This is a genomic window from Candidatus Krumholzibacteriota bacterium, assembly GCA_016932415.1.
GTDB lineage: Bacteria > Krumholzibacteriota > Krumholzibacteriia > Krumholzibacteriales > Krumholzibacteriaceae > Krumholzibacterium.
On sequence record JAFGCX010000036.1, the window covers coordinates 46,189 to 65,855 of the forward strand.

Annotated in this window: 16 protein-coding genes; 13 read left to right on the forward strand and 3 right to left on the reverse strand. The window is 47.6% G+C overall.

What is annotated here, in order from left to right; translation table 11 throughout:
* Window positions 1-174 precede the first annotated feature (174 nt).
* The 4 genes from JW814_12210 to JW814_12225 are packed head-to-tail and all read left to right on the forward strand — an operon-like array spanning window position 175 to window position 5,047.
* Window positions 175-1,716, forward strand: coding sequence for a BamA/TamA family outer membrane protein (locus JW814_12210; GenBank protein MBN2072210.1), 1,542 nt, complete (start codon window positions 175-177; stop codon window positions 1,714-1,716).
* A gap of 2 nt (window positions 1,717-1,718) precedes the next feature.
* Entirely contained in the window at window positions 1,719-2,651 is a 933-nt protein-coding gene (locus tag JW814_12215) for an ABC transporter ATP-binding protein (GenBank protein ID MBN2072211.1), read from the forward strand.
* A complete protein-coding gene (locus JW814_12220) occupies window positions 2,644-3,450 on the forward strand; it encodes an ABC transporter permease (protein MBN2072212.1) in 807 nt (268 codons plus the stop codon). Before JW814_12215 ends, JW814_12220 begins: the two co-directional genes overlap by 8 nt.
* A gap of 28 nt (window positions 3,451-3,478) precedes the next feature.
* Window positions 3,479-5,047 carry a VCBS repeat-containing protein gene (locus JW814_12225; protein ID MBN2072213.1) on the forward strand — a complete coding sequence of 523 codons (1,569 nt, stop codon included), beginning with the start codon at window positions 3,479-3,481 and terminating at the stop codon, window positions 5,045-5,047.
* Between the two features lie 55 nt (window positions 5,048-5,102).
* Here JW814_12225 and JW814_12230 read toward each other — a convergent pair whose 3' ends face one another.
* Together JW814_12230 and JW814_12235 are read right to left on the reverse strand one after the other, a co-directional pair.
* On the reverse strand, window positions 5,103-6,413 hold the full coding sequence (locus tag JW814_12230) for a hypothetical protein (protein ID MBN2072214.1): 1,311 nt from the start codon (window positions 6,411-6,413) through the stop codon (window positions 5,103-5,105).
* Window positions 6,410-7,483 (reverse strand): glycosyltransferase family 9 protein, encoded by a 1,074-nt coding sequence (locus JW814_12235; protein MBN2072215.1) that lies wholly within the window; start codon window positions 7,481-7,483, stop codon window positions 6,410-6,412. The genes JW814_12230 and JW814_12235 overlap by 4 nt, the downstream gene beginning before the upstream one ends.
* A 346-nt stretch (window positions 7,484-7,829) precedes the next feature.
* On the opposite strand from JW814_12235, the gene JW814_12240 reads away from it, so the two are divergent.
* The 4 genes from JW814_12240 (at window position 7,830) to JW814_12255 (ending at window position 11,453) form a co-directional block, all read left to right on the forward strand.
* Window positions 7,830-8,390 (forward strand): helix-turn-helix transcriptional regulator, encoded by a 561-nt coding sequence (locus JW814_12240; GenBank protein ID MBN2072216.1) that lies wholly within the window; start codon window positions 7,830-7,832, stop codon window positions 8,388-8,390.
* 33 nt (window positions 8,391-8,423) lie between these two features.
* Window positions 8,424-8,987: a helix-turn-helix transcriptional regulator gene (locus JW814_12245; GenBank protein ID MBN2072217.1), complete on the forward strand. Its 564-nt coding sequence runs from the start codon at window positions 8,424-8,426 to the stop codon at window positions 8,985-8,987.
* Between the two features lie 126 nt (window positions 8,988-9,113).
* A complete protein-coding gene (locus JW814_12250; protein ID MBN2072218.1) occupies window positions 9,114-9,527 on the forward strand; it encodes a DUF1844 domain-containing protein in 414 nt (137 codons plus the stop codon).
* Between the two features lie 48 nt (window positions 9,528-9,575).
* The gene (locus JW814_12255; protein ID MBN2072219.1) at window positions 9,576-11,453 is read left to right on the forward strand and encodes an OmpA family protein; all 1,878 of its coding nucleotides are present in this window, start codon (window positions 9,576-9,578) and stop codon (window positions 11,451-11,453) included.
* A gap of 76 nt (window positions 11,454-11,529) precedes the next feature.
* On the opposite strand, the gene mazG is transcribed toward JW814_12255, so the two are convergent.
* A complete protein-coding gene (mazG, locus tag JW814_12260; protein MBN2072220.1) occupies window positions 11,530-12,351 on the reverse strand; it encodes a nucleoside triphosphate pyrophosphohydrolase in 822 nt (273 codons plus the stop codon).
* A 48-nt stretch (window positions 12,352-12,399) separates the two neighbouring features.
* Here mazG and uvrA point away from each other — a divergent pair, with 48 nt between their 5' ends.
* The 5 genes from uvrA (at window position 12,400) to JW814_12285 (ending at window position 19,648) form a co-directional block, all read left to right on the forward strand.
* Window positions 12,400-15,180: an excinuclease ABC subunit UvrA gene (uvrA, locus tag JW814_12265; protein ID MBN2072221.1), complete on the forward strand. Its 2,781-nt coding sequence runs from the start codon at window positions 12,400-12,402 to the stop codon at window positions 15,178-15,180.
* Complete coding sequence (gene galE, locus JW814_12270; GenBank protein MBN2072222.1) at window positions 15,181-16,167, forward strand: UDP-glucose 4-epimerase GalE; 987 nt, start codon at window positions 15,181-15,183, stop codon at window positions 16,165-16,167.
* A gap of 329 nt (window positions 16,168-16,496) precedes the next feature.
* The gene (locus JW814_12275) at window positions 16,497-18,485 is read left to right on the forward strand and encodes a GAF domain-containing sensor histidine kinase (GenBank protein ID MBN2072223.1); all 1,989 of its coding nucleotides are present in this window, start codon (window positions 16,497-16,499) and stop codon (window positions 18,483-18,485) included.
* Between the two features lie 14 nt (window positions 18,486-18,499).
* Window positions 18,500-18,913, forward strand: a complete 414-nt coding sequence (locus JW814_12280; protein ID MBN2072224.1) for a response regulator — start codon at window positions 18,500-18,502, stop codon at window positions 18,911-18,913.
* A 57-nt stretch (window positions 18,914-18,970) separates the two neighbouring features.
* On the forward strand, window positions 18,971-19,648 hold the full coding sequence (locus tag JW814_12285; protein ID MBN2072225.1) for a PAS domain S-box protein: 678 nt from the start codon (window positions 18,971-18,973) through the stop codon (window positions 19,646-19,648).
* The last annotated feature ends 19 nt before the right edge of the window (window positions 19,649-19,667 follow it).

The following is a 19,667-nucleotide window of genomic DNA, read 5'->3' on the forward strand; positions in this document are numbered from 1 at the left end:
GCGGCCGGGTGATCGGCCGGTTTATAGGGCTCCGGTTTATTTTTGCGCTGCTCTGCTGTTTTTCGTGAATTATCACTGACAATGAATGAAAATCACTGTATTGTCGGAACTAATCGATTCCGATCGGCGTATTCAGTTTAATACCGATCTGGCAGTTATAGAACAGAGGATTTAATGAGAATAAATGTGCTGTTACTGACAGTGAGCCTGCTGGTCTCCGGAGCCGGTCTGGCATTTGCTGAAAATAAACCGGATAAACTTACCCCGGATGAATTGACAGATATTCTCGATTTCAGTCCAAGGACAGTCTATTACGGAGGCTGCATGATAGTCGAGGGTCAGACCGTCGACGGTCCTGTTGTAGTGATCGCCGGATCTCTCGATATACAGGATGGAGGGATCCTGCGGGGGGACGCGTGGATCATCAACGGCAGATTGATCCTCACGGGAAAAGCGATTATCGAGGGAAAAGTAAGGCTAGTAAACAGCGATGAATACAGTTCGCATGAAGCTGTAATAACGGGAGAGATAAGTTCGTACAGATCGGAATCAAAGCTCGATGACCTGCTTTTCGAAGAAGAAGGGATAGTAAGATTCATAAAATATACCGATCCGAAAGCAGTGCGGACGAAGCTCGCCTTTGCCGGTGAATCATCCGGTAGAGTGGGATATCTTTCATTCGGAATCGGGATCAAAAGGGAAAATGACCTGCACAGGGATCCATATGTCAAAGGGAAAGCGTGGGTCAGCATTTCCCCTTTCAAACGATCGACGAATCTTATCGCTTTCGACGGGGAGTATTGGATACCGGTTGCCGGGAGAAGATTCGATATTGTTCTGCATGCTTTCAGCAGGCCCTGGTCAAATGACAACTGGATGCTTTCCGACAGGGAGAACAGTTTTATCATGCTGATGACGGGCGACGATTTCTTTGATTACCGGGGAAGTGATGGGGGAGAGGTGGGATTGAGATTCAAATATTCAGAGGATCTGACCGTGAAAGCCCTTGTCTCATATCAGAATGAAAGTTCTCTCGCGGCAAATCCGCAGCAGTCCGTCCTCTATCCGACAAACAAGTACAGGGTAAATCCTGAAATTGACGAAGGGAAGAGACTTGCCGTTTCGGGGACAGTCGAATTCGACAACAGGGGAGAAGAAGTCTGGAGGGAGAATTCCTGGCTGGCGAGAATTTGGTTTGAAAAGGGGATCGCGGACGGTCCGGGCGATTTTTCATACTCGGCATTCGAAATAGATGTCAGACGATATAATTACCTGCCGTTCGACACGAGACTCGATTTGAGAGGGAGGTTCTTTTCATCCTTTACGAAACTGCCTCGACAGCTTTACAGGTCGTTGAACGGATATGGCGGCGTACGCGGGCTGTCAGATCGTCCATTTGAGACTGACAGAGGAGACAGGATGTCTCTCTTCTCTGTCGAAGCCAGGAGACCCCTTCCGGAGGTTCCAGTCTTTAAAATGATCTATTCCAGGTGGGATCTTCTTCTGTTCTCGGATATAGGTCTGCTTGCAAACTCAGTCAATGCCGAAGCCCCTTTCCAGTTCCTCGACATACCGTTCGCAAAATGGAAAAAGACCGCTGGTATAGGTTTCTCAGGCGAATCATTCCTTCCATACATAGGATTTTATATCGCCCAGGATCTGGATGCTGACAAGCTCGATCCAAGATATATCATCAGATTCAACAGGTCGTTCTGAATATGAACAATAATGATGTGCCAATACTTTCGATAAGACAGCTTCGCAAGAATTTCGGAGATGTTCAGGCGCTTGGGGGAATCGATCTGACCCTTGATGGAGCGGGCGTTTACGGTTTTCTAGGGCCCAATGGCGCGGGAAAGACCACGACTTTCAAACTGATCAGCGGACTTCTCTCTCCGACTTCAGGATCTATAAGGTTGTGCGGTATCGATCTTCATGATGGCGCGAGCCGAGCGATGAAGCATCTTGGAGTACTCCTTGATTCGCCGGCATATTATCCATATCTGACCGGGGAAGAGAATCTCGAAGTCTTCGCCAGATGGTCGGGAAAACGAGACGACAGGAAGATCAGGGATCTGCTCTGCATGGTCGGACTTGATAATGCTGCAAAAAGAAAGGTAGGCGGTTATTCGTGGGGTATGAAAAGAAGACTCGGTATAGCCGCTGCTCTTATGGATGATCCCGGGCTGCTCCTGCTTGACGAACCGACCAATGGCCTTGACCCGTCAGGAATAGCCGATATAAGAAAGTTGATACCAAGGCTTGCCTATGATAATAAGTGCGCGGTCTTTCTTTCTTCACACAGGATGGAAGAGGTCGATCAGATCTGCGAAAAGATCACGATCATCAACAAGGGAGAAATAATAGCCGCAGGATCGGTCGGGGAACTATCCAGGGCTGAGCCTTATCTTGAAGTCACCGTCAATAATGCGGCGGAGGCTAAAGAGATCCTTCTGCGATCGCCAGGGATAAAAGGAGTCGAGCACCTCGGGGCAGGCAGGGTAAGGATAGACACGGGTGGTATCTCCCCGCCCGAGATTAACAGGGTCCTGATCGGTGGCGGTATGGAAGTCAGGCAGATATTGGAGAAAAGGGAGTCGCTTGAAGAGATATTCTTCCGTTTGACAGGGATGACAGGTAATGATGAGTGAGACAGGAAATATAATTTCGGCGGAAAAATACAAATTGTCCAGGCGCAGATCGACGCTGTTGCTGCCGGCAGGCATAATCATTCTTTCAGCAATAATATTCTTTTCCGTGGATTTTGCCACGCAGAGGGACTGGATAGGGATAACCAGCGGGTTTTATCTTGCCTCGTCGTCGATAGGGTGGATGATCAATATTATCGCCCTGTTGACGATCATAATAACGTCGTTTCAGATCTCAGGCGAGTTCGCCATGGGAACCGTCAAAGCGGCCTGGGTCAGGCCGGCAAGTCGAAGTTCGTGGTATGCCGGAAAACTTGTCACCGTATCGGCGGCTTCATCCCTACTGTTTCTGATAGCGCTTGCCACCATAACGCTGCTGGCGTACTTTAAATACGGTTTCTCAAGCCTCATGGAAAAAGATTATCTTGTGCATTCAGTCTCCTCTCTGGCCGCGCGTTACGTCATGGCCTCATTACTGACGATCCTGTCCCTTATCTCTCTTGTTGTTGTGACAGCATTCGTCGCTTCTCTCTTTCTAAGACCAGGCAGCGCGATCGCCGTGACGGTAATGCTTGCTTTCTTTATGAGTATTATCTCGATCTATCAACAGGCAGGGCCTTTTCTTCTGAGCAACTCTCTCACGGCTCCTTTCGAACAGATGAAGGTTATGTCGAAAGGATTGCCGGTCCCATATCGGTGGAATACTTTTATCTGGCAGAACATAACATGCGCCATGGCGTATCTCGTGCTGTTCGCGGCATCGGGACAGTACGTAATAAATAAAAAAGAGATCACTTTTTAAACACGTATAAGGGGAGTAACTGAAAGACATGTCAATCATAAGATCAACCGTCATGAAAGATCCCAATGTGGTTTTTATTCCGGTTCTGTTGTTCATCTTTATCCTGTCGTGGTCAGACTGTCCAGCCAGCGCTCAGGAGAGCGAAGCGTTCAGCATCTCGACGTTGAGTGTCGCAGACAAGCTGCTTGACCTGGAAGCGATCGATCTGGACCATGATGGATTGAAGGATATCCTTATCGTTCATAGAAAAGGATTGCAGCCGGAAGAGACACGATGGATATCGATATTCTGGCAGCGCGAGGGTGGTGATTTTTCCACGGCAGCGGATCAGTCCTGGGAGATCGATACACTCGCGGTGATAATGGATATCGGAGATGTCCAGGGAGATCTCAGTAAGGAGATCTGTTTTCTTACAAGGGAAGGTGTATTTTTTTACGCGATGGAGGAGAGGATATTCAGCACCGATCCTCAAAAACTGTTCGATTCGGAAGGATTGACTCTGTTCCCTTCAAAAAGAAACATTCCCCTTATTGATTTTATCAGGGACTGGAATGACGACGGGATAGAGGAGATAGGAATCTTTCAGTTTGGCGGATTATCGATATTCACTCCCGATTCATTGCACAGGTACGAACGAAAAAACGAATTGTCGGTGGAACTGACGACCTATATGACAGCTGGAAGGATCGTCGATGACGAACAACTGATTCCCGGCCTGATAGCGAGTTTTAGTTTTCCGGTAACGAGGATAATCGATTATAACTCGGATGGGACTAAAGATCTCATAGCGATTAAAGGAGACCGGATAATCACCTATCTTCAGGACGGGGCCGGATCTTTTTCGCGAGATCCATTTGCCGATGTCATGTTCGATGTAAGGACCCAGAAAGAAAAGATCGAGGATACCGCGTTCGCGGAAACAGTGATCCAGGATCTGAACAATGACGGTTATGCCGACGCCATCGTTACAAAGCAGTCCTCAAGGGGATTATCCAATTTTCGTTGCGCCATAAACATATTTTACGGCGGCGCGAATGGGTTTTCGGAAAAGCCGGACCAGGTGATCATATCGGAAGGGACCGCGTCCGAAAGGACTATTGTCCGCGATGTCAACGGAGATGGACAGCTTGATATGATCCTTCCTTCGATTAAAATCAGTATAGCCTCAATAGTCAGGTTTCTCCTGACAAAATCCGTACCTATAAATTTCAATATCTTTCTTCTTCATGAAGACGGCCGGTATTCGGACCGGCCCGATTTTTCAAAAGAAGTAAAATTCAAGATAGATTTTTCGGGAGAAACCGATGTCCAGGCGGTAAGCCTCAGGGGGGATTTCAACGGTGACAGGAAAATAGATTTTGTATTCGGTACGGGAGAAGATGAGTTGTCGATATTCCTCGGTGTTTCAGGGGACAAGGATAGGATCTTCTCGGGAAAACCGGTTTTGAAACTGGACGTACCGGCATTCGGCGAACTGCTTTGCCTGGATCTTGACGAGAATGGATATTCCGATATGGTGATCTATTATCCTCAGAGTAAAAAGAAACAAGGTCTGATAAAAGTCCTCGTCAACAACGGGAAAATAGCTATGGAATAGTCACCCGCGAGGAGTCGCGGAAGTATGGGCTCGATCAGGGTCATTTTACCCGTCTTTATCTGTCCTGGATGAATCCTCTGATCAGCTCCGAGCATCTGGAGGAAGCCCCGGTATTATTCCTGATATAAGTCTCCGCCCTCTTCCCGGCTTCTTCCATACGATCAGGTTCCCGGAGCATGCTGGCGATCCGGCTGGAAAGATCGTCAGTATCGGTTACGATGAAAGCTGCTCCGAGTTCTATCAGACGGCCCGCTTCCCAGGCATTTCCGATCCTCGGCCCAAAGAAGACAGGTAATCCCCAGACAGCCGGTTCCAGAATATTGTGGACGCCTGTCGTCCAACTTCCCCCCACGTAGGCTATGACTCCGGCGCCATAGAGTTCAGCGAGGAATCCCAGTCCATCGACGATTATCGCTCTGGCCAGAGGTTCAGCATCCGGAATCGATCCCGATAATCGCTGATGACTGACAGCTTGCCTTTCCAGCGTCTCTTCTACTTCTTTCAACCTTGTCTCATCAGTCTCGTGGGGAGCTATGATAAGCCTGATATCGTCAAATTCATCTAAAAGTCTACTGAAAGCAGAAATGACGAGTTCCTCATCCTTCGGCCAGGTGCTTCCCGCTATGATGTATCTGCTTCTCGGCACAGTCAGAAATTCCGGAAGGGATACTTTTGAGTTTTCTATCCTCGATACTACCTGATCGAATCTTATGTCGCCTGTAGTTACGATCTTTACGTCAGACCCCAGGCGTGCCTTCAAAAGTACCGCGTCGGTGGATGATACCGAGGTGATCGCCTTCATCATCGAAAAAAGCCCGCGGTAAAGCATGCCCCTGATTCCAGACAGGTTTTTTTCGCGTGAGGCAAAATCCACCGAAAGGAGGAGTTGTGGTATTTTCCTTCGTGATGATTCAGCGACCAGATTTGGCCATAGATCATATTTGACATAGATGACAAGATCGGGACGGAGCAGGTCGAGACAGAACATGGCGTTACCCAAAGTATCGAACGGGAGGTAATCGGTGAATATTATAGACCTGTTCTTTGCCGCCCGGTCAGATTTGTTATAATACTCATATCCCGATGGAGAATAAAAAGTCAGGGCGACCTGGCAGGCCGGTTCGGGCCCTGATTCAAGAATATCGAGGATCGGCCTTATTTGAAGGAACTCTCCGACAGATGAGACGTGGATCCAGATCAAGGGCCTTTTCCTGTCAACTTTGGCCGATTTTTCAAGCCAGCGTTTTTTGATACCCTTTCTTGCCTCTATCGTTCTGGCGGTTTTATTGTTGAACAGAGCGACAGGCCTGGACAGCGCCAGGGCAAGGGGGAGAAAGGCATTATAGATGGCCAGGATCGTCTTCACGAGCCTATTTCCTTTTCTTTTCCGCCGACCCGGGATCCTTCGATCACGTCGATCGCCGCGACAAAGACTTCTTCCACCTGGATCTTTCGCAGGCATTCGATCGTCCCGAATTTACATATCACAGAACCATTTCTCGAACAGGGCCTGCAATCAAGATCTGTCTCGAGTGCCCTGCTTTTTTCCATTCGGGGGTAGAATCCGAATTCCTTTACCGTAGGGCCGAAAAGTGCCACCACGGGAGTACCCACGCTTTCCGCCAGATGGAGAGGCGCGGAATCATTTGTTACCAGAAGAGCGCATCGCTTCAGCAGTGCCGCTGTCTCAAGGACACTGAGCCGTCCGGAGGAATCAAGGACTTTGCCTATGGATCGCGCGATCCTGCCGCACAGTGGCGATTCCGACCCGTCTCCGATAAGTATGATTCCATACCCTTTCCCATCGAGTCTTGAGGCGAGTTCGGAAAAATACTCGACGGGCCACCTTTTCGTATCCCATCTTGCGCCTGGAGCTATCGCAACGGGAATCGTCCCTGATACTGTTGAAGCTTCAATCAAATCATCAGATATCCTGATCGCCTCGTCCGGAAGAGAAAGAAAGTGTTCCTTCCCCGAAAGATCGATCCCGAGTTCCTTTGCAAGGTCGAGATATTGATCCTTTATATGAATTGACGATGAGTAAAGATTCTGTTTGCCTTTGATGAGGAGGACCTTTTTCGCGTGGTGTTTTTTTATTCTTACCTTTTTCCCTGCCAGCAGGAAAAACGAGAGAATGATGCTTCGTATCACGTTATGGGCATCTACGATGATATCGTATTTTTCATTCCTTAACCGTCTGAAAAGGGAATAGAGGTTTCCCAGTCCAGGTCCTTCAAGGAGATGGATATCGGTTATCGCCGGTGACGGGGCAAAAAGGATGGAATATTCCCTCTTCGTGACGAGATCTATCCTCGCGCGTGGATACCCTCTTTTGATCTCTTTAAGCATAGGGTCAAGAAGGATCAGGTCGCCAAGCGAGCTGAACCTGATCACAAGGATCTTGGGGGCATCTCGATCTTTTAATTCCTCTGTCATCCTGGGACTCTCCGGGTGTGTTTTTCACCGATACGCCTTCGAATATAACTTATTGGTCTTCCTGGGTCTAGATGTTACTGACCCTAAGCGATCAACAAGTCGTCAGATATATCGAATTGTTCTATTTCTTATTAATTCTGTTCAATTAGAGTAATTTTCCCCTAATAAGAAGAACTTTAAGAGATAAGTGCTGAAATGGAACGATATTTTAATATATATTTTTCATAAAGTTTGTATTTTCAGTTTTAATTCATTATATTAAGTCGAATTTCGATGCACATCAAAGAATTGCCATAGTAACTTACTTGTTTGCATATGGTTGATTAAAAAAACAGGGATGGTCTGGATGGAACGCAAGAATGAAATAGGTTCGCGTATAAAGAATTTCAGACTGGCAAAAGGTCTGACGCTTAAGGATATAGAATTAAAAGCCGAGGTCTCCGCAACTCACGTATCAGAGATCGAACGCGGCATGACATCTCCTACTGTGGGTGCCCTTTCCAAGATCGCGAAGGCGATGGGGACTGATGTGGCCTATTTTGTGGAGAAAAAAAACCTTCGAAAGGTATCAGTCGTCAATAAAAGTAAAAGAAAAAAAATGCAGTTTATCGACTGGGGCGCGACCTATCACTCCCTGACACAGGACCTTCCCAATCCGGTGATCTCTTTCCTTGAAGTCGAACTGGACCCCGGGATAGCCAGGCCAGAGGAGACAAGTACTCATGATGGCGAAGAATTCGCTCTGGTGACGAAAGGCGTGATGGAGATCATTATCGGTGATGAGAGGTTTATTCTTAAAGAGGGAGACAGTATTCACTATAAGGCGAATAAACCTCACGCGATGAGAAATATCGGTGACGCGAAGTGTCGAGCTATATGGGTGACGATGCCCCCTTACAGCCTGTAAATATATCCGGTGACGTTCAAAGGAGTTGAATAGATGATCACGAAGGAAGAAATAGGACGCAGGATCAAGAAGATCAGGGAACAGATGCATATGACTTTGAAGAATGTCGAGGCAAAAGCCAATATCTCGGCTACACATATTTCAGAAATCGAAAGAGGAAAGACATCTCCGACTATCGGGGCCCTTTTGCGGATCGCCAATGCCCTGGGGAAGGATCCGGCCTATTTTATCGAAGATGAGGAACTCGAAGACGTATCCTTTGTTTCTCTTGAGGACAGGCAGAAAATGACTCTTGGCAGGGCCGAGGGTGTTGTTGAGATGCTGACCAATTCCATCCCAAGCGGGAAGATCAATGCCCAGCTGATCACCCTTGCGCCGTCGGAAAAGACGGAGTTCAGTCTCCATGAGCATAATTGCGATGAATCGTCGCTTGTACTTAAAGGAAACGTCATATTCATGATAGATAATGAAAGATACGAATTAAAAGAAGGCGACAGCATATACTATATCGCGAGCCAGCCGCATGGGTATATTAATGCATCGACAGAGGAAGAAGCGAAAATGATATGGTTCGCGTCCGAGCGCGGCGTGGACTAGACAATCATTATAGTTGATCAATCGAAAGGCCGGACCACCAGGTGATCCGGCCTTTTTTTAGAATGATTTTTATTGACACTTTAAATTTTTAAAATCTATAGTCAGATGACGAAAGGGGGGATCGAATTGAGTGATACTGAAAATATGACCGATAATGATGGAAATTCGGTTGACGAATTCCTGTTTCATCAACTTCTGGCGATGTTCCAGGCACTCGCCCTGCAACAGCTTGGCAAGCTTATGAATCCGATAAGTGGAAAAGTGGAAAGGGATTTGCAACAGGCAAAAATAACAATAGACATGATAGGCATGATCCAGAAGAAAACGGAAGGTAATCTTAAAGACAGTGAAAAGAAGATGATAGAAAATATTCTTCTCGATCTGAGGATGAATTATGTAGATGAAAGTAACCGTCCGGACGAAGGATCCGAATTAGATATGGAGGAAGGTAAGACCAAAGAAACAAAAGAAGATACGGCATCAAATAAAGAACATGAAGATGCTGCTGGAGAAGCGGCCGATAATCAACAGGATGAGTAGCCTGATATTCTCGAAAGGTCCGTTCGTAAATCGTTCAGGAGGTCGATAATGAGGACAGTTTTGCGTTTGTTTCTGATTCTGGCAATTGTAACATTTTTTGCCGGAGTGGTAAATGCTCAGGCATCGTGGGATGGAACAGCCGGGCTTCTTAAGGTGCATGAAGCCGGTACGGTTGGAAAGGGTAAGCTCGTCTTCAGCTTCGGTTCGTCATACTACAGAAGGTATGGAGTGACCCTGATGCCGACTCCGGGGAGCTATTATTACAGCGCCACTGGAACAGATCCCGAAGTCAATTATAATTTCTTCGTGTCAAAAGCAGTTCTGACTCTGGGGCTTAGCGACTATGTCGAACTGGCCGCGTCACTTGATGTGCGAAACTGGATCATGGTCGTCCCGGATGAATTTTCAAATTCATCGTTCGAGACGCTCTACCGAGGAGGGCTTGGAGACACAAAGCTTCTTGGGAAACTTTGCATGCCGATGCCGACCGATAGATTCAGGATGGGTCTGCTCGCCGCGGTGAATTTCCCGACAGGAAACAAGGAAAGGAATTTTACGACCGATGAGATAGATTTCGGGATAAAAGGCCTTTTTACTCTGGATCTGACCGATATTGAGAGCTTTGTCCCAACCAAACTGCACATCAACCTCGGCTATCAGTTCAACAGGAATGAAGCGAACGGGTATGGAATATTAAATACCGATAATCCCAATATCAGTGGATTCTACCCTCCGGCATATCCAGCCGTCCCCGAGGGAGCTTCCGATAATTTCAACGATCTCTTCCAGTTCGGGACCGGTGTCGAGTTCATTCTGAAAGACACGAGATTATTCGTTGAATTCTCGTGGGATGAATTCCTCAAGGCGGACTATGAAGATGGGTATGGCGCAATATACACTAACAAGAATATCTATACGATCACTCCGGGAATATCATACGTCACTCCCAAGGGTGCCGGTATCCTGGCGGGAATAGATATCAATCTCAATTCAGAGGACAACTGGCCGATATCCGATCCACCTGACTGGATGGCCTATCTCGGTTTCTCAGTCGGCGGGTTCGTTCTTGCGCAGGATAGCGACAAGGACGGAATAGAGGATAAAGTCGACAAATGTGCCGATCAGCCTGAGGATTTCGACGGTTTCGAGGATGATGACGGATGTCCCGACCTTGATAACGATGCCGATGGTATCCAGGACCAGGTCGATCAATGTCCCGATCTGGCTGAGGATTTCGATGGATTCGAAGATGAGGATGGATGTCCCGATCTCGATAACGACGGTGACGGGATCCCTGACATAGAAGACAGGTGTCCAAGCGAACCGGAAGATTTCGATGGTTTTGAGGACAGCGATGGATGTCCCGATATCATACAGGATTCAGATAATGATGGTGTAGCCGATGATCAGGACAAGTGTCCGTTAAAACCTGAGGACCTTGATGGATTCCAGGACGAGGATGGATGTCCCGATCTTGATAACGATCTCGACGGGATACTCGACGTAAACGATCAGTGTCCGATGGAGACGGAAACATTTAATGGCTATATGGATGAGGATGGATGTCCGGATGAACGTCCTATTGAGGCAAAATTCATTCTACGAGGAGTAAATTTTGAAAGCGGTTCTGCTTCACTGACCCCCGATTCGTACGCGGTTCTTGACCAGGTCGTCAAATCTCTGATGGCATATCCGGAGGTCAAGGTCGAGGTCCGGGGATATACGGACAGCGTCGGAAGCTGGGAGACAAATCTACGGCTCTCGGAGAAACGGGCGGAATCGGTTAAGCATTATCTTATTAATTCAGGCATAATGGCAGACAGGGTGCTGGCGAAGGGTTACGGCGAAGCTGATCCTGTCTCGTCGAACAAGACCGCCGCGGGAAGGGCTGAAAACAGAAGGATCGAGTTCCACAGGTTGAATTAGGATCCTGGCCTGGACACGGGCGGGAAACTGCCGATCAAGGGGAACTGCCGCGGAGCTGATAAGGTCCGCGGCAGTTCTATTTTGACTTTTGCCAGATCGCTTCCAGTTCTTCCAGTGTCATTGATTCGAATGAAAGCCCATTTTCCTTCGCTCTCTTTTCCATAGCAGTGAATCTTCTGATGAATTTCTCTGAAGATCCGGCAATAGCGCTTTCCGAATCGATGTTGAGTTTTCGCGCGAGATTGACAGTGGTGAAGAAAATATCCCCGATCTCATCCTTTATCATCTTCTTATCACCGGATTCTATCGCCAGTTGAAGTTCTTCGATCTCCTCATGAAGCTTTTCTATGACACCGCCGTGATCCGGCCAGTCGAATCCGATACCAGCGGCCTTCTTCTGTATTGAGAAAGCTTTTCTTACCGGAGGAAGATCCGGTGGTATATCAGATAGAAGGGGAAAATCTCCTTTATTATTTTTCTCGTTTCTTTTTATTCTTTCCCACTCAGCGATACTTTCTCCACAATCGGAGGCGCTGCTTGATCCGAATACGTGTGGATGCCTGGAAATGATCTTTTTATGGACCCTGGAGATAACTTCATCGAGTGGTATCTCTCTTTTCTCAAGGATCAGTTCATGGATGAATATCATCAGAAATATCACATCTCCGAATTCTTCTTCGAGAAGATCAGGATCACCTGATTTTTCAGCGTGAAGCAATTCATAAGCTTCATCGATAAGATACGAGATGATATCATCGAGAGATTGTTCCCTGTCCCACGGACATCCTCCGTCGCCTCTCAGTTTGCGGAGGGTGGAACGAAGCGCTTCGATCTCTCTGGCAGTACGGGATTCATTGTTCATGTGAGCGAATATATACGATATTGAAAAAATTGGCAATTGATGTTACAATCCAAGTTTGTATTTATCAGAGGGTAAAAGCCGATCATGAAGAAGATCATTATAACTGGAGCCCGGCAGCATAATCTGAACAATATCGATCTTGAACTTCCGCACAGGAAGATCATCGCGATAACGGGCGTTTCAGGTTCCGGGAAATCCTCTCTTGCATTCGATACGATATATGCGGAGGGACAGAGGCGATATATCGAATCTCTGTCAACCTATGCGCGCCAGTTCATCGAGAAACTCGACAGGCCTGATCTGGACTCGATCTCCGGAATTAGCCCCACAATCGCTATCCGCCAGAGAAACACAGTAACCAGTTCGAGGTCGACTGTCGGTACCGCGACAGAGATATATGATTACCTCAGGCTTCTTTTCGCGAGGATCGGCAGGACCGTCTGCCCGGAATGCGGTTTAGAGGTCAGGAGATGGTCGCCATCTGAAGCTGCCGGAGAGATCGTGAGTGCTTTTCATGGAAAAAGGATATTTCTCCTTGTTCCCGGTGAAATGATCGACGCATCAAAGTGGAAATCGAGGATCGCCTATCTTTCTTCAAGAGGATTTACAAGGTTGTATCTTGGTGGCGAACTTTTCAGGATAGAAGAGATCGATCCGCTGCATTGCGACGGAAGGAAGGCCGATCTTCTTCTCGACAGGCTTGTTGCTTCAGAGACTAACAGGACAAGGATATCGGAGGCTATAGAGACGGCATACCGCGAGAATGATGGTGTAATAGAGGTGGCCGAAGCGGAAGGGGATGGGACCAGAAGATTCAGTTCCGCTCCATCCTGCTCTGAATGCGGAAAGAATTTCGAACAGTTGACCCCGATCCTGTTTTCATTCAACAGCCCTTATGGAGCATGTCCAGAATGCAAAGGGTTCGGGGATAAGATGGATTTTTCTGAAGAACTTATAATCCCCGACGATAAAAAATCACTCAGGGAAAGAGCTGTCGACCCATGGAGCCGGGAGAGATTCGATCACTTTCATAACAAGATGATGGGATTTTGTCTCGATAACGATATTCCTACAGATATTCCCTGGAGGGACCTTTCAGATGAATCGAGATCCATGATCATCGATGGAGGGAAAGCTTTTTCAGGAGTCATCCCTTTTCTGGAAAGAATGAAGGAGAAAAATTACAAAAAAGGTCACAGGTTCTTTACCAGAAGATATATGGGATTAAGCAGGTGCCGTTCATGCCATGGTAGCAGGCTCAGAAAAGAAGCGGGTTTTGTCCGGTTCAGCGGGCGGAAAATAAGTGATCTGGCGGCATTGATCCCTTCGAAGATCCTGTCAGTGTTGAACGGGCATGAATTTACGCCGCTGGAAAAGGAAGTGTCGAAAGATATTGTCTACGAACTGAATTCAAGGCTCGGGTTTATGATAGACGTGGGGCTTGGATACCTTTCTCTGGACAGGTTGACGAAGACACTGTCGGGTGGCGAAGCGCAGAGGATAAATCTTGCAAATTCACTGGGAGCCAACCTGGTCGACACGCTATATGTCCTCGATGAACCGTCAGTCGGGATGCATGCTGCCGATAATGAGAAATTGATCAATGTGATGGTAAAATTGAGAGATCTTGGAAACACCGTCCTGGTTGTTGAACATGATCCGGATATCATAATGGCCTCGGACCATCTTGTGGACCTGGGTCCCGGACCTGGTAGGGAAGGAGGCAGGGTCCTTTTCAACGGTCCGATATCAGAAGCAGCGAAAACTCCTCATGGAGAATCGAAGACCCTGGAGTATCTGTTCAACATCGATGACGTCGAACGGCCGGTGAAAAAAGCGGGTGACAGGAGAAAAAGCAGGGGAGAGATCGGGCTGAGCGGAATATCTATGCACAATCTTAAGGATCTGCAAGTCAATATTCCCCTTGGCAACCTTGTCGCTGTTACAGGTGTTTCAGGCTCCGGAAAAAGCACGCTTATAGTCGATGTGCTGTACAGGCTTCTCTCCGCCAGATCGGGCAGGCCTCATTCCAATTCTCGCCAGAGACTCGAACTTTCCGGAAAGATAGACAGAGTACTTCTTGTAGACCAGTCACCGATAGGGTCCTCTCCAAGATCTAATCCGGTGACTTATATCAAAGGGTTCTCCCATATCAGGGAACTGTTCGCGACGCAGAGAAAATCGATTTTACGAGGTTATCAGCCGGGAAGATTCAGTTTCAACAAGACGGGTGGACGATGTTCAAAATGCCAGGGTATGGGATATAGAAGAGTAGAGATGCATTTCATGGCAGACGTTTTTGTCCCGTGTGAGGTGTGTGAGGGACGCAGGTATAACAGGGATACCCTCGAAGTGGAGTACAAAGGTAAGAATATCAGTGATGTCCTTGATATGACGGTCGATGAAGCTATCATGTTCTTTGATGAGCTTCCCCATCTCGGAGAGAAGCTCTGGGTCCTCTCAAAAACCGGATTGGGGTACCTTAAACTGGGCCAGCCTTCAAACACTCTTTCCGGGGGAGAGGCGCAGAGGATAAAGATCGCCAGGGAACTGACCGAATCAAAAGGATTGAACAATCTGTACATAATGGATGAACCGACGACAGGGCTCCATGTCAGTGATATAGCCAGGTTACTTCGAATCCTTGACGAACTTGTCGACGCGGGGCATTCTGTCATAGTAATAGAACATAACATGGATCTTATATTATGGTCCGACCATATTATCGACATGGGTCCCGGAGGGGGAGAAGAAGGAGGAAATATCGTAGCCACTGGAACTGTCGATCTTGTCGTAAAATCAAAGGGTTCTTTGACTGGCAGGTACCTCGGCGAGTACCTGTCGAAATTCAGACGGGAGGATTAGATGAAGATCCTGGTAACCGGAGGAGCTGGATATATCGGAAGTATCGTGTCTGAATATCTGATCGAGGAGGGGCATGAGGTCATAGTCATCGATAACCTTTCGACCGGCCATGCCGAAGCTGTCGATAAACGAATCATGTTTCACAGGATCGATCTGCTTGATACGGAAGCAGTCCATTCGGTCCTCAAGGAGGGGGTCGAAGCTGTCTGTCATTTCGCGGCCTTTTCCCAGGTCGGAGAATCAGTGGTCGATCCGCTGAAATACTGGAATAATAATATGTGCGGAGCGGTATCCCTTCTATCGGCAATGAAGGATGCTGGTACAAGACACTTTCTTTTTTCGTCGACCGCCGCGGTCTACGGTGAACCTGAAGTCTCCAGGATAACGGAAGAATCCCGTCTTCTCCCGGTAAATACTTATGGAAACACAAAACTTGCGATTGAAAAGCTGCTTGATGACTGTCGCCTCGGGTGGGGACTCGATTCCCTGTCACTCAGATATTTCAATGCTGCAGGAGCTTCAGAGCTGCATGGAGAAGACCACGATCCGGAAACGCATCTGATACCTCTTGTCCTCGATGCAGCGTACGGTCGGCGTGGCGAACTGACAGTTTTTGGTAATGACTACCCCACTCCGGACGGGACATGCGTCAGGGATTACATTCACGTGAAGGATCTCGCTTCAGCTCATATTCTCGGGCTCGGTAAGCTGGTAGAAGGATATTCCGGAGTCCTTAATCTGGGTAACGGAAGAGGGTTTTCTGTCCTCGAAGTGATAAACGCTGCTTCAAGGGTCACGGGAAAAGATGTGCCTTTCAAGATGGGAGGGAGAAGACCGGGCGATCCGGCGATCCTTGTCGCCTCATCGGAAAAAGCGGAAGAAATACTCGGGTGGAAAAAAAGATATCCGGAAATCGATAAGATCATTGAAGACGCTGATATTTGGAGAAAAAAATATCCCGCCGGATACGGCAGCAATCGGACCTGACCCTGAAAAAAATTCTCTGAATGCCGGAAATAATCTCTTAATGGTTAGAATTCTGTCAACCTGACTGGCAGGCGATCGCCGCGTGACAGTGTAAATTTCCTCGGATCTTGTCGAGGAAGCCATTTTGTAACAATTATCATATTATCAAATAATAAGATAGACGGTAAAAAGGATTATTTCGCCAGGCCTGTTGTTCCACTTCGACCTATTTATACCTCTATGGCATGTTAGTTGCCTTATTCACAAGTGAATAGGTACGCTGACAGTGGGTTTTATCTGCAGGTAAGGTCATGGTCTTTTCAGATAATACGAGTCATCCAGGCGAAGAGATGAAAATAAAGCTACTTCAGGGCGTCGATGACGGCGATGTCATGAAGAAGATACTGTTAGAGATGATGGACAGAACAGGTGCTGAATTCTGCGCTTATTACAGCGGTGGGAAAGATCCATACCTGCATATCCTTCTTGCCAGCAGAGAATTGTCCGCAAGGATCCCTGAAATCAAGGCAAAACTGATCAAGAGTCATCAGATGTTCTCCAACGGTTTGACGGACAACGGAGAATGCCTCGAAAAGATATATCTTAAAAGTAATGACAATAATATCGCTTATCTGGTGGGAGAATCGAAGATAAAGAGTTATTTCCTTGTTCCCGTGATGTCAGACCTACATGTCGCCGGTACTCTTTTCTTAGGCAGCATAAGAGATGACGCTTTCGTAAGGGAAGATATCGAGTACTTCAGGGATATGGCTGACAGGGAGGATTCCCGAAGGCCTGTCGTCTACAGACTTGGAGGACAGCTTGGCATCCTCGACAAACTTGTCCGCGAACTGACTATCCCTTGCGCGTTGATATCCCACAATGGATTTATTCTCAGTTCAAACAGCGAATTCGCGTCATTGTTCGATCTTGGCGACGAACCGGCTGAATCGATCAGATCGCTGGATGACAAGACTCTATTTCATTTCAGCGGTATCTGGAATGAGTTCGAACTTATAGGCGCCGATATCAAGAGCAGGGAACTGTGCGCCACGGAATCAAGCGACAGATGCCTATCAGTCGATATGATCCATTTGCGCGAACTGTCAAAGGATGTCGGAGGGCTTCTGCTGGTCCGGGATATATCAGGGCATAAGAGAGAAGAACTCGAAAGAGAGGAAATACTGGCAGTCACTGCTCATGAATTGAGAACGCCGATGGCGGCTCTGAGAAACTCCTTGAAGATAATCGCTGACAGCCAGTCAGGCAGATATCCCGGCCGTGACAGGGAAGAGAAGGAAATCAAAACTGAAGACCGGTTCATCCAGACAGCGATCCGTACTATCGACCGGCTTAATCTGCTGGTAAACGGGCTTGTAGATTCATCATCGATCAGGTTGAATGATCACCCGGTCGAAGCAGTCCTGACCGATACGAAGAGTTTTCTCGAAGAAGCAAGCAGGATATTCTTATCCTCAATGGAAAAGAAGGGTATCAGTTTCTCGATAGATGTAGAGGAGAAGGTGAAAACTTTGGTCTTCGACCCGATGATGATCGAACAGGTCATTCAGAATCTCCTTTCGAATTCACTTAAATACGTTCCCTCGGGCGGATCTGTCAGCATCAGGGTCAGGTCGGTAGAAAAGGATAACGAACGTTTCGATTGCGGGCTTATCGATCGACCGGGTTATGCCGAGATAAGGATGATCGATACAGGTCCTGGAATACCTGAAGAGGTAATACTCGAGTTGAACCGTGAAAATATAGACGGGTACGGGAAAAGAAGCCCCGTGCGCGGCCTGGGATTGTATATAGCCAGGAGGATCATTTCCAGACATGGAGGAAGCCTGCGTTTTGAGGATCTTGAAAGCGACGGCAGCACGATCAGCATGACGATCCCAGCCGACCGGAAGACCGGTGAAGCTGTAAGATCGATAAACGCGGCACGTTCACAGATCGATGAAAGTATCTCAAGGGGATATCATCCGGTGGTCTACTATATGTACAAGGAAACAGATGAATGCTGGTTCGATCTTACCGATCTGATGACAATACAACCGGATATCTATCCGGTACAGGGGAATATCAACGACAGGGGTCTCTTCCTGTGGCCTGTCGATCGGAATACGGCACTGGCTATGACACTCAACGGAAACTCCCAGGACGATCCGCTTTTCTTCATACCGGGAAGTAAAGGAGGATTGCGGATCATCGATGACGGAGTAGCGGGTAGAGTGAGGATCGGGTGGTCGGTCTTTCCGGTTGACGGGTTGAAGTCGGATGATCTGATCAATAACGCCGTAAAAGTAAAGGTTCATGAAGTCGCCGAAATCGATTAGAAAGGAGAAAGGGGATGGATCAATACAGGATCCTGATCGTAGAGGATGATGAAGATATAGTCGAGACTGTCAAATACAGTCTGGAACTGAGAGGTTTTAATGTCGATGTGGCATATGACGGGCTTCATGCCTTGCGCAAAGCTCACAGGAACGAATATGATCTTATGCTGCTCGATATTATGCTGCCCGGGAAAAATGGTTATGAGGTCTCGCGCATACTAAAACAGGAAATGGACGCGGGCAAGATCAAGCCGTTCAGGATCCTCGTCCTTACCGCGCGAAAAGTCGACAGTCCTGAAAGAGAAGATTTTCTCGCCACCTGGTCGAACGCCGACGAATACATGTACAAACCGTTCGAACTCGATGATCTCATGGAGAGGATCGCCTATCATCTCGGTAAAAACAAGGAAGAGGTCAGGTTGGCCTGACGGTATGGTGGTCCTGCCCGTAATTCAGGCAGGGTCAAACAGAGGAGAACGAGCCAGATGCAGCCGAGTGAATATTTAGCCAGCGTACTCGACAGTTCCCCTGTTGCTCTCGTATCGTTAGATACGAAGATGAGGATATTGCTGTTCAATCAAGCCGCGCGGGCCATGACGGGATTTACGGACATCGATATGGTCGGCCGGCGCATAACGAGGATCTTTCCATTTGAAAAAATCAGGAAGATAATCAGGGCACTCAGAAAGGACGAGAATTTTTTATCAAATGGATATGTAACGAAACTGATCGGAGCCCAGGGTCGGGAGATCCCCGTGCGGATCAAGATCTCTCCGGTCAGGGACGGTAAAAACGAGCTTATCGGCATGCTGATACTTGCTTTCGACCTCAGAGAGATCAAGGTGATGCAGTCGAAACTGATAGAAGCGGAAAGACTCGCCGCGATAACCGAAACAGCCATAAGCGTCAATCATGAGATCAATAATCCCCTTTGTTCGATTCTTGGAAATACGCAGCTGATGTTGATGCAGAGGGACAATCTTGATCCTAACATCGTCAACAAACTGCACAGTATAGAGAAGCAGATATCGAGGATCCAGGAAATAGCGAAACAGCTTGGCAAGATAACGAATCCTGTCCTTAAGGAATATATCGGCGGCAAAAAGATGCTCGATGTGAAGCATTCCGGGAAAAAAAGAATCAGGCAGCCCGTCAATAAATAAGAAACTGTTGACAATCTGA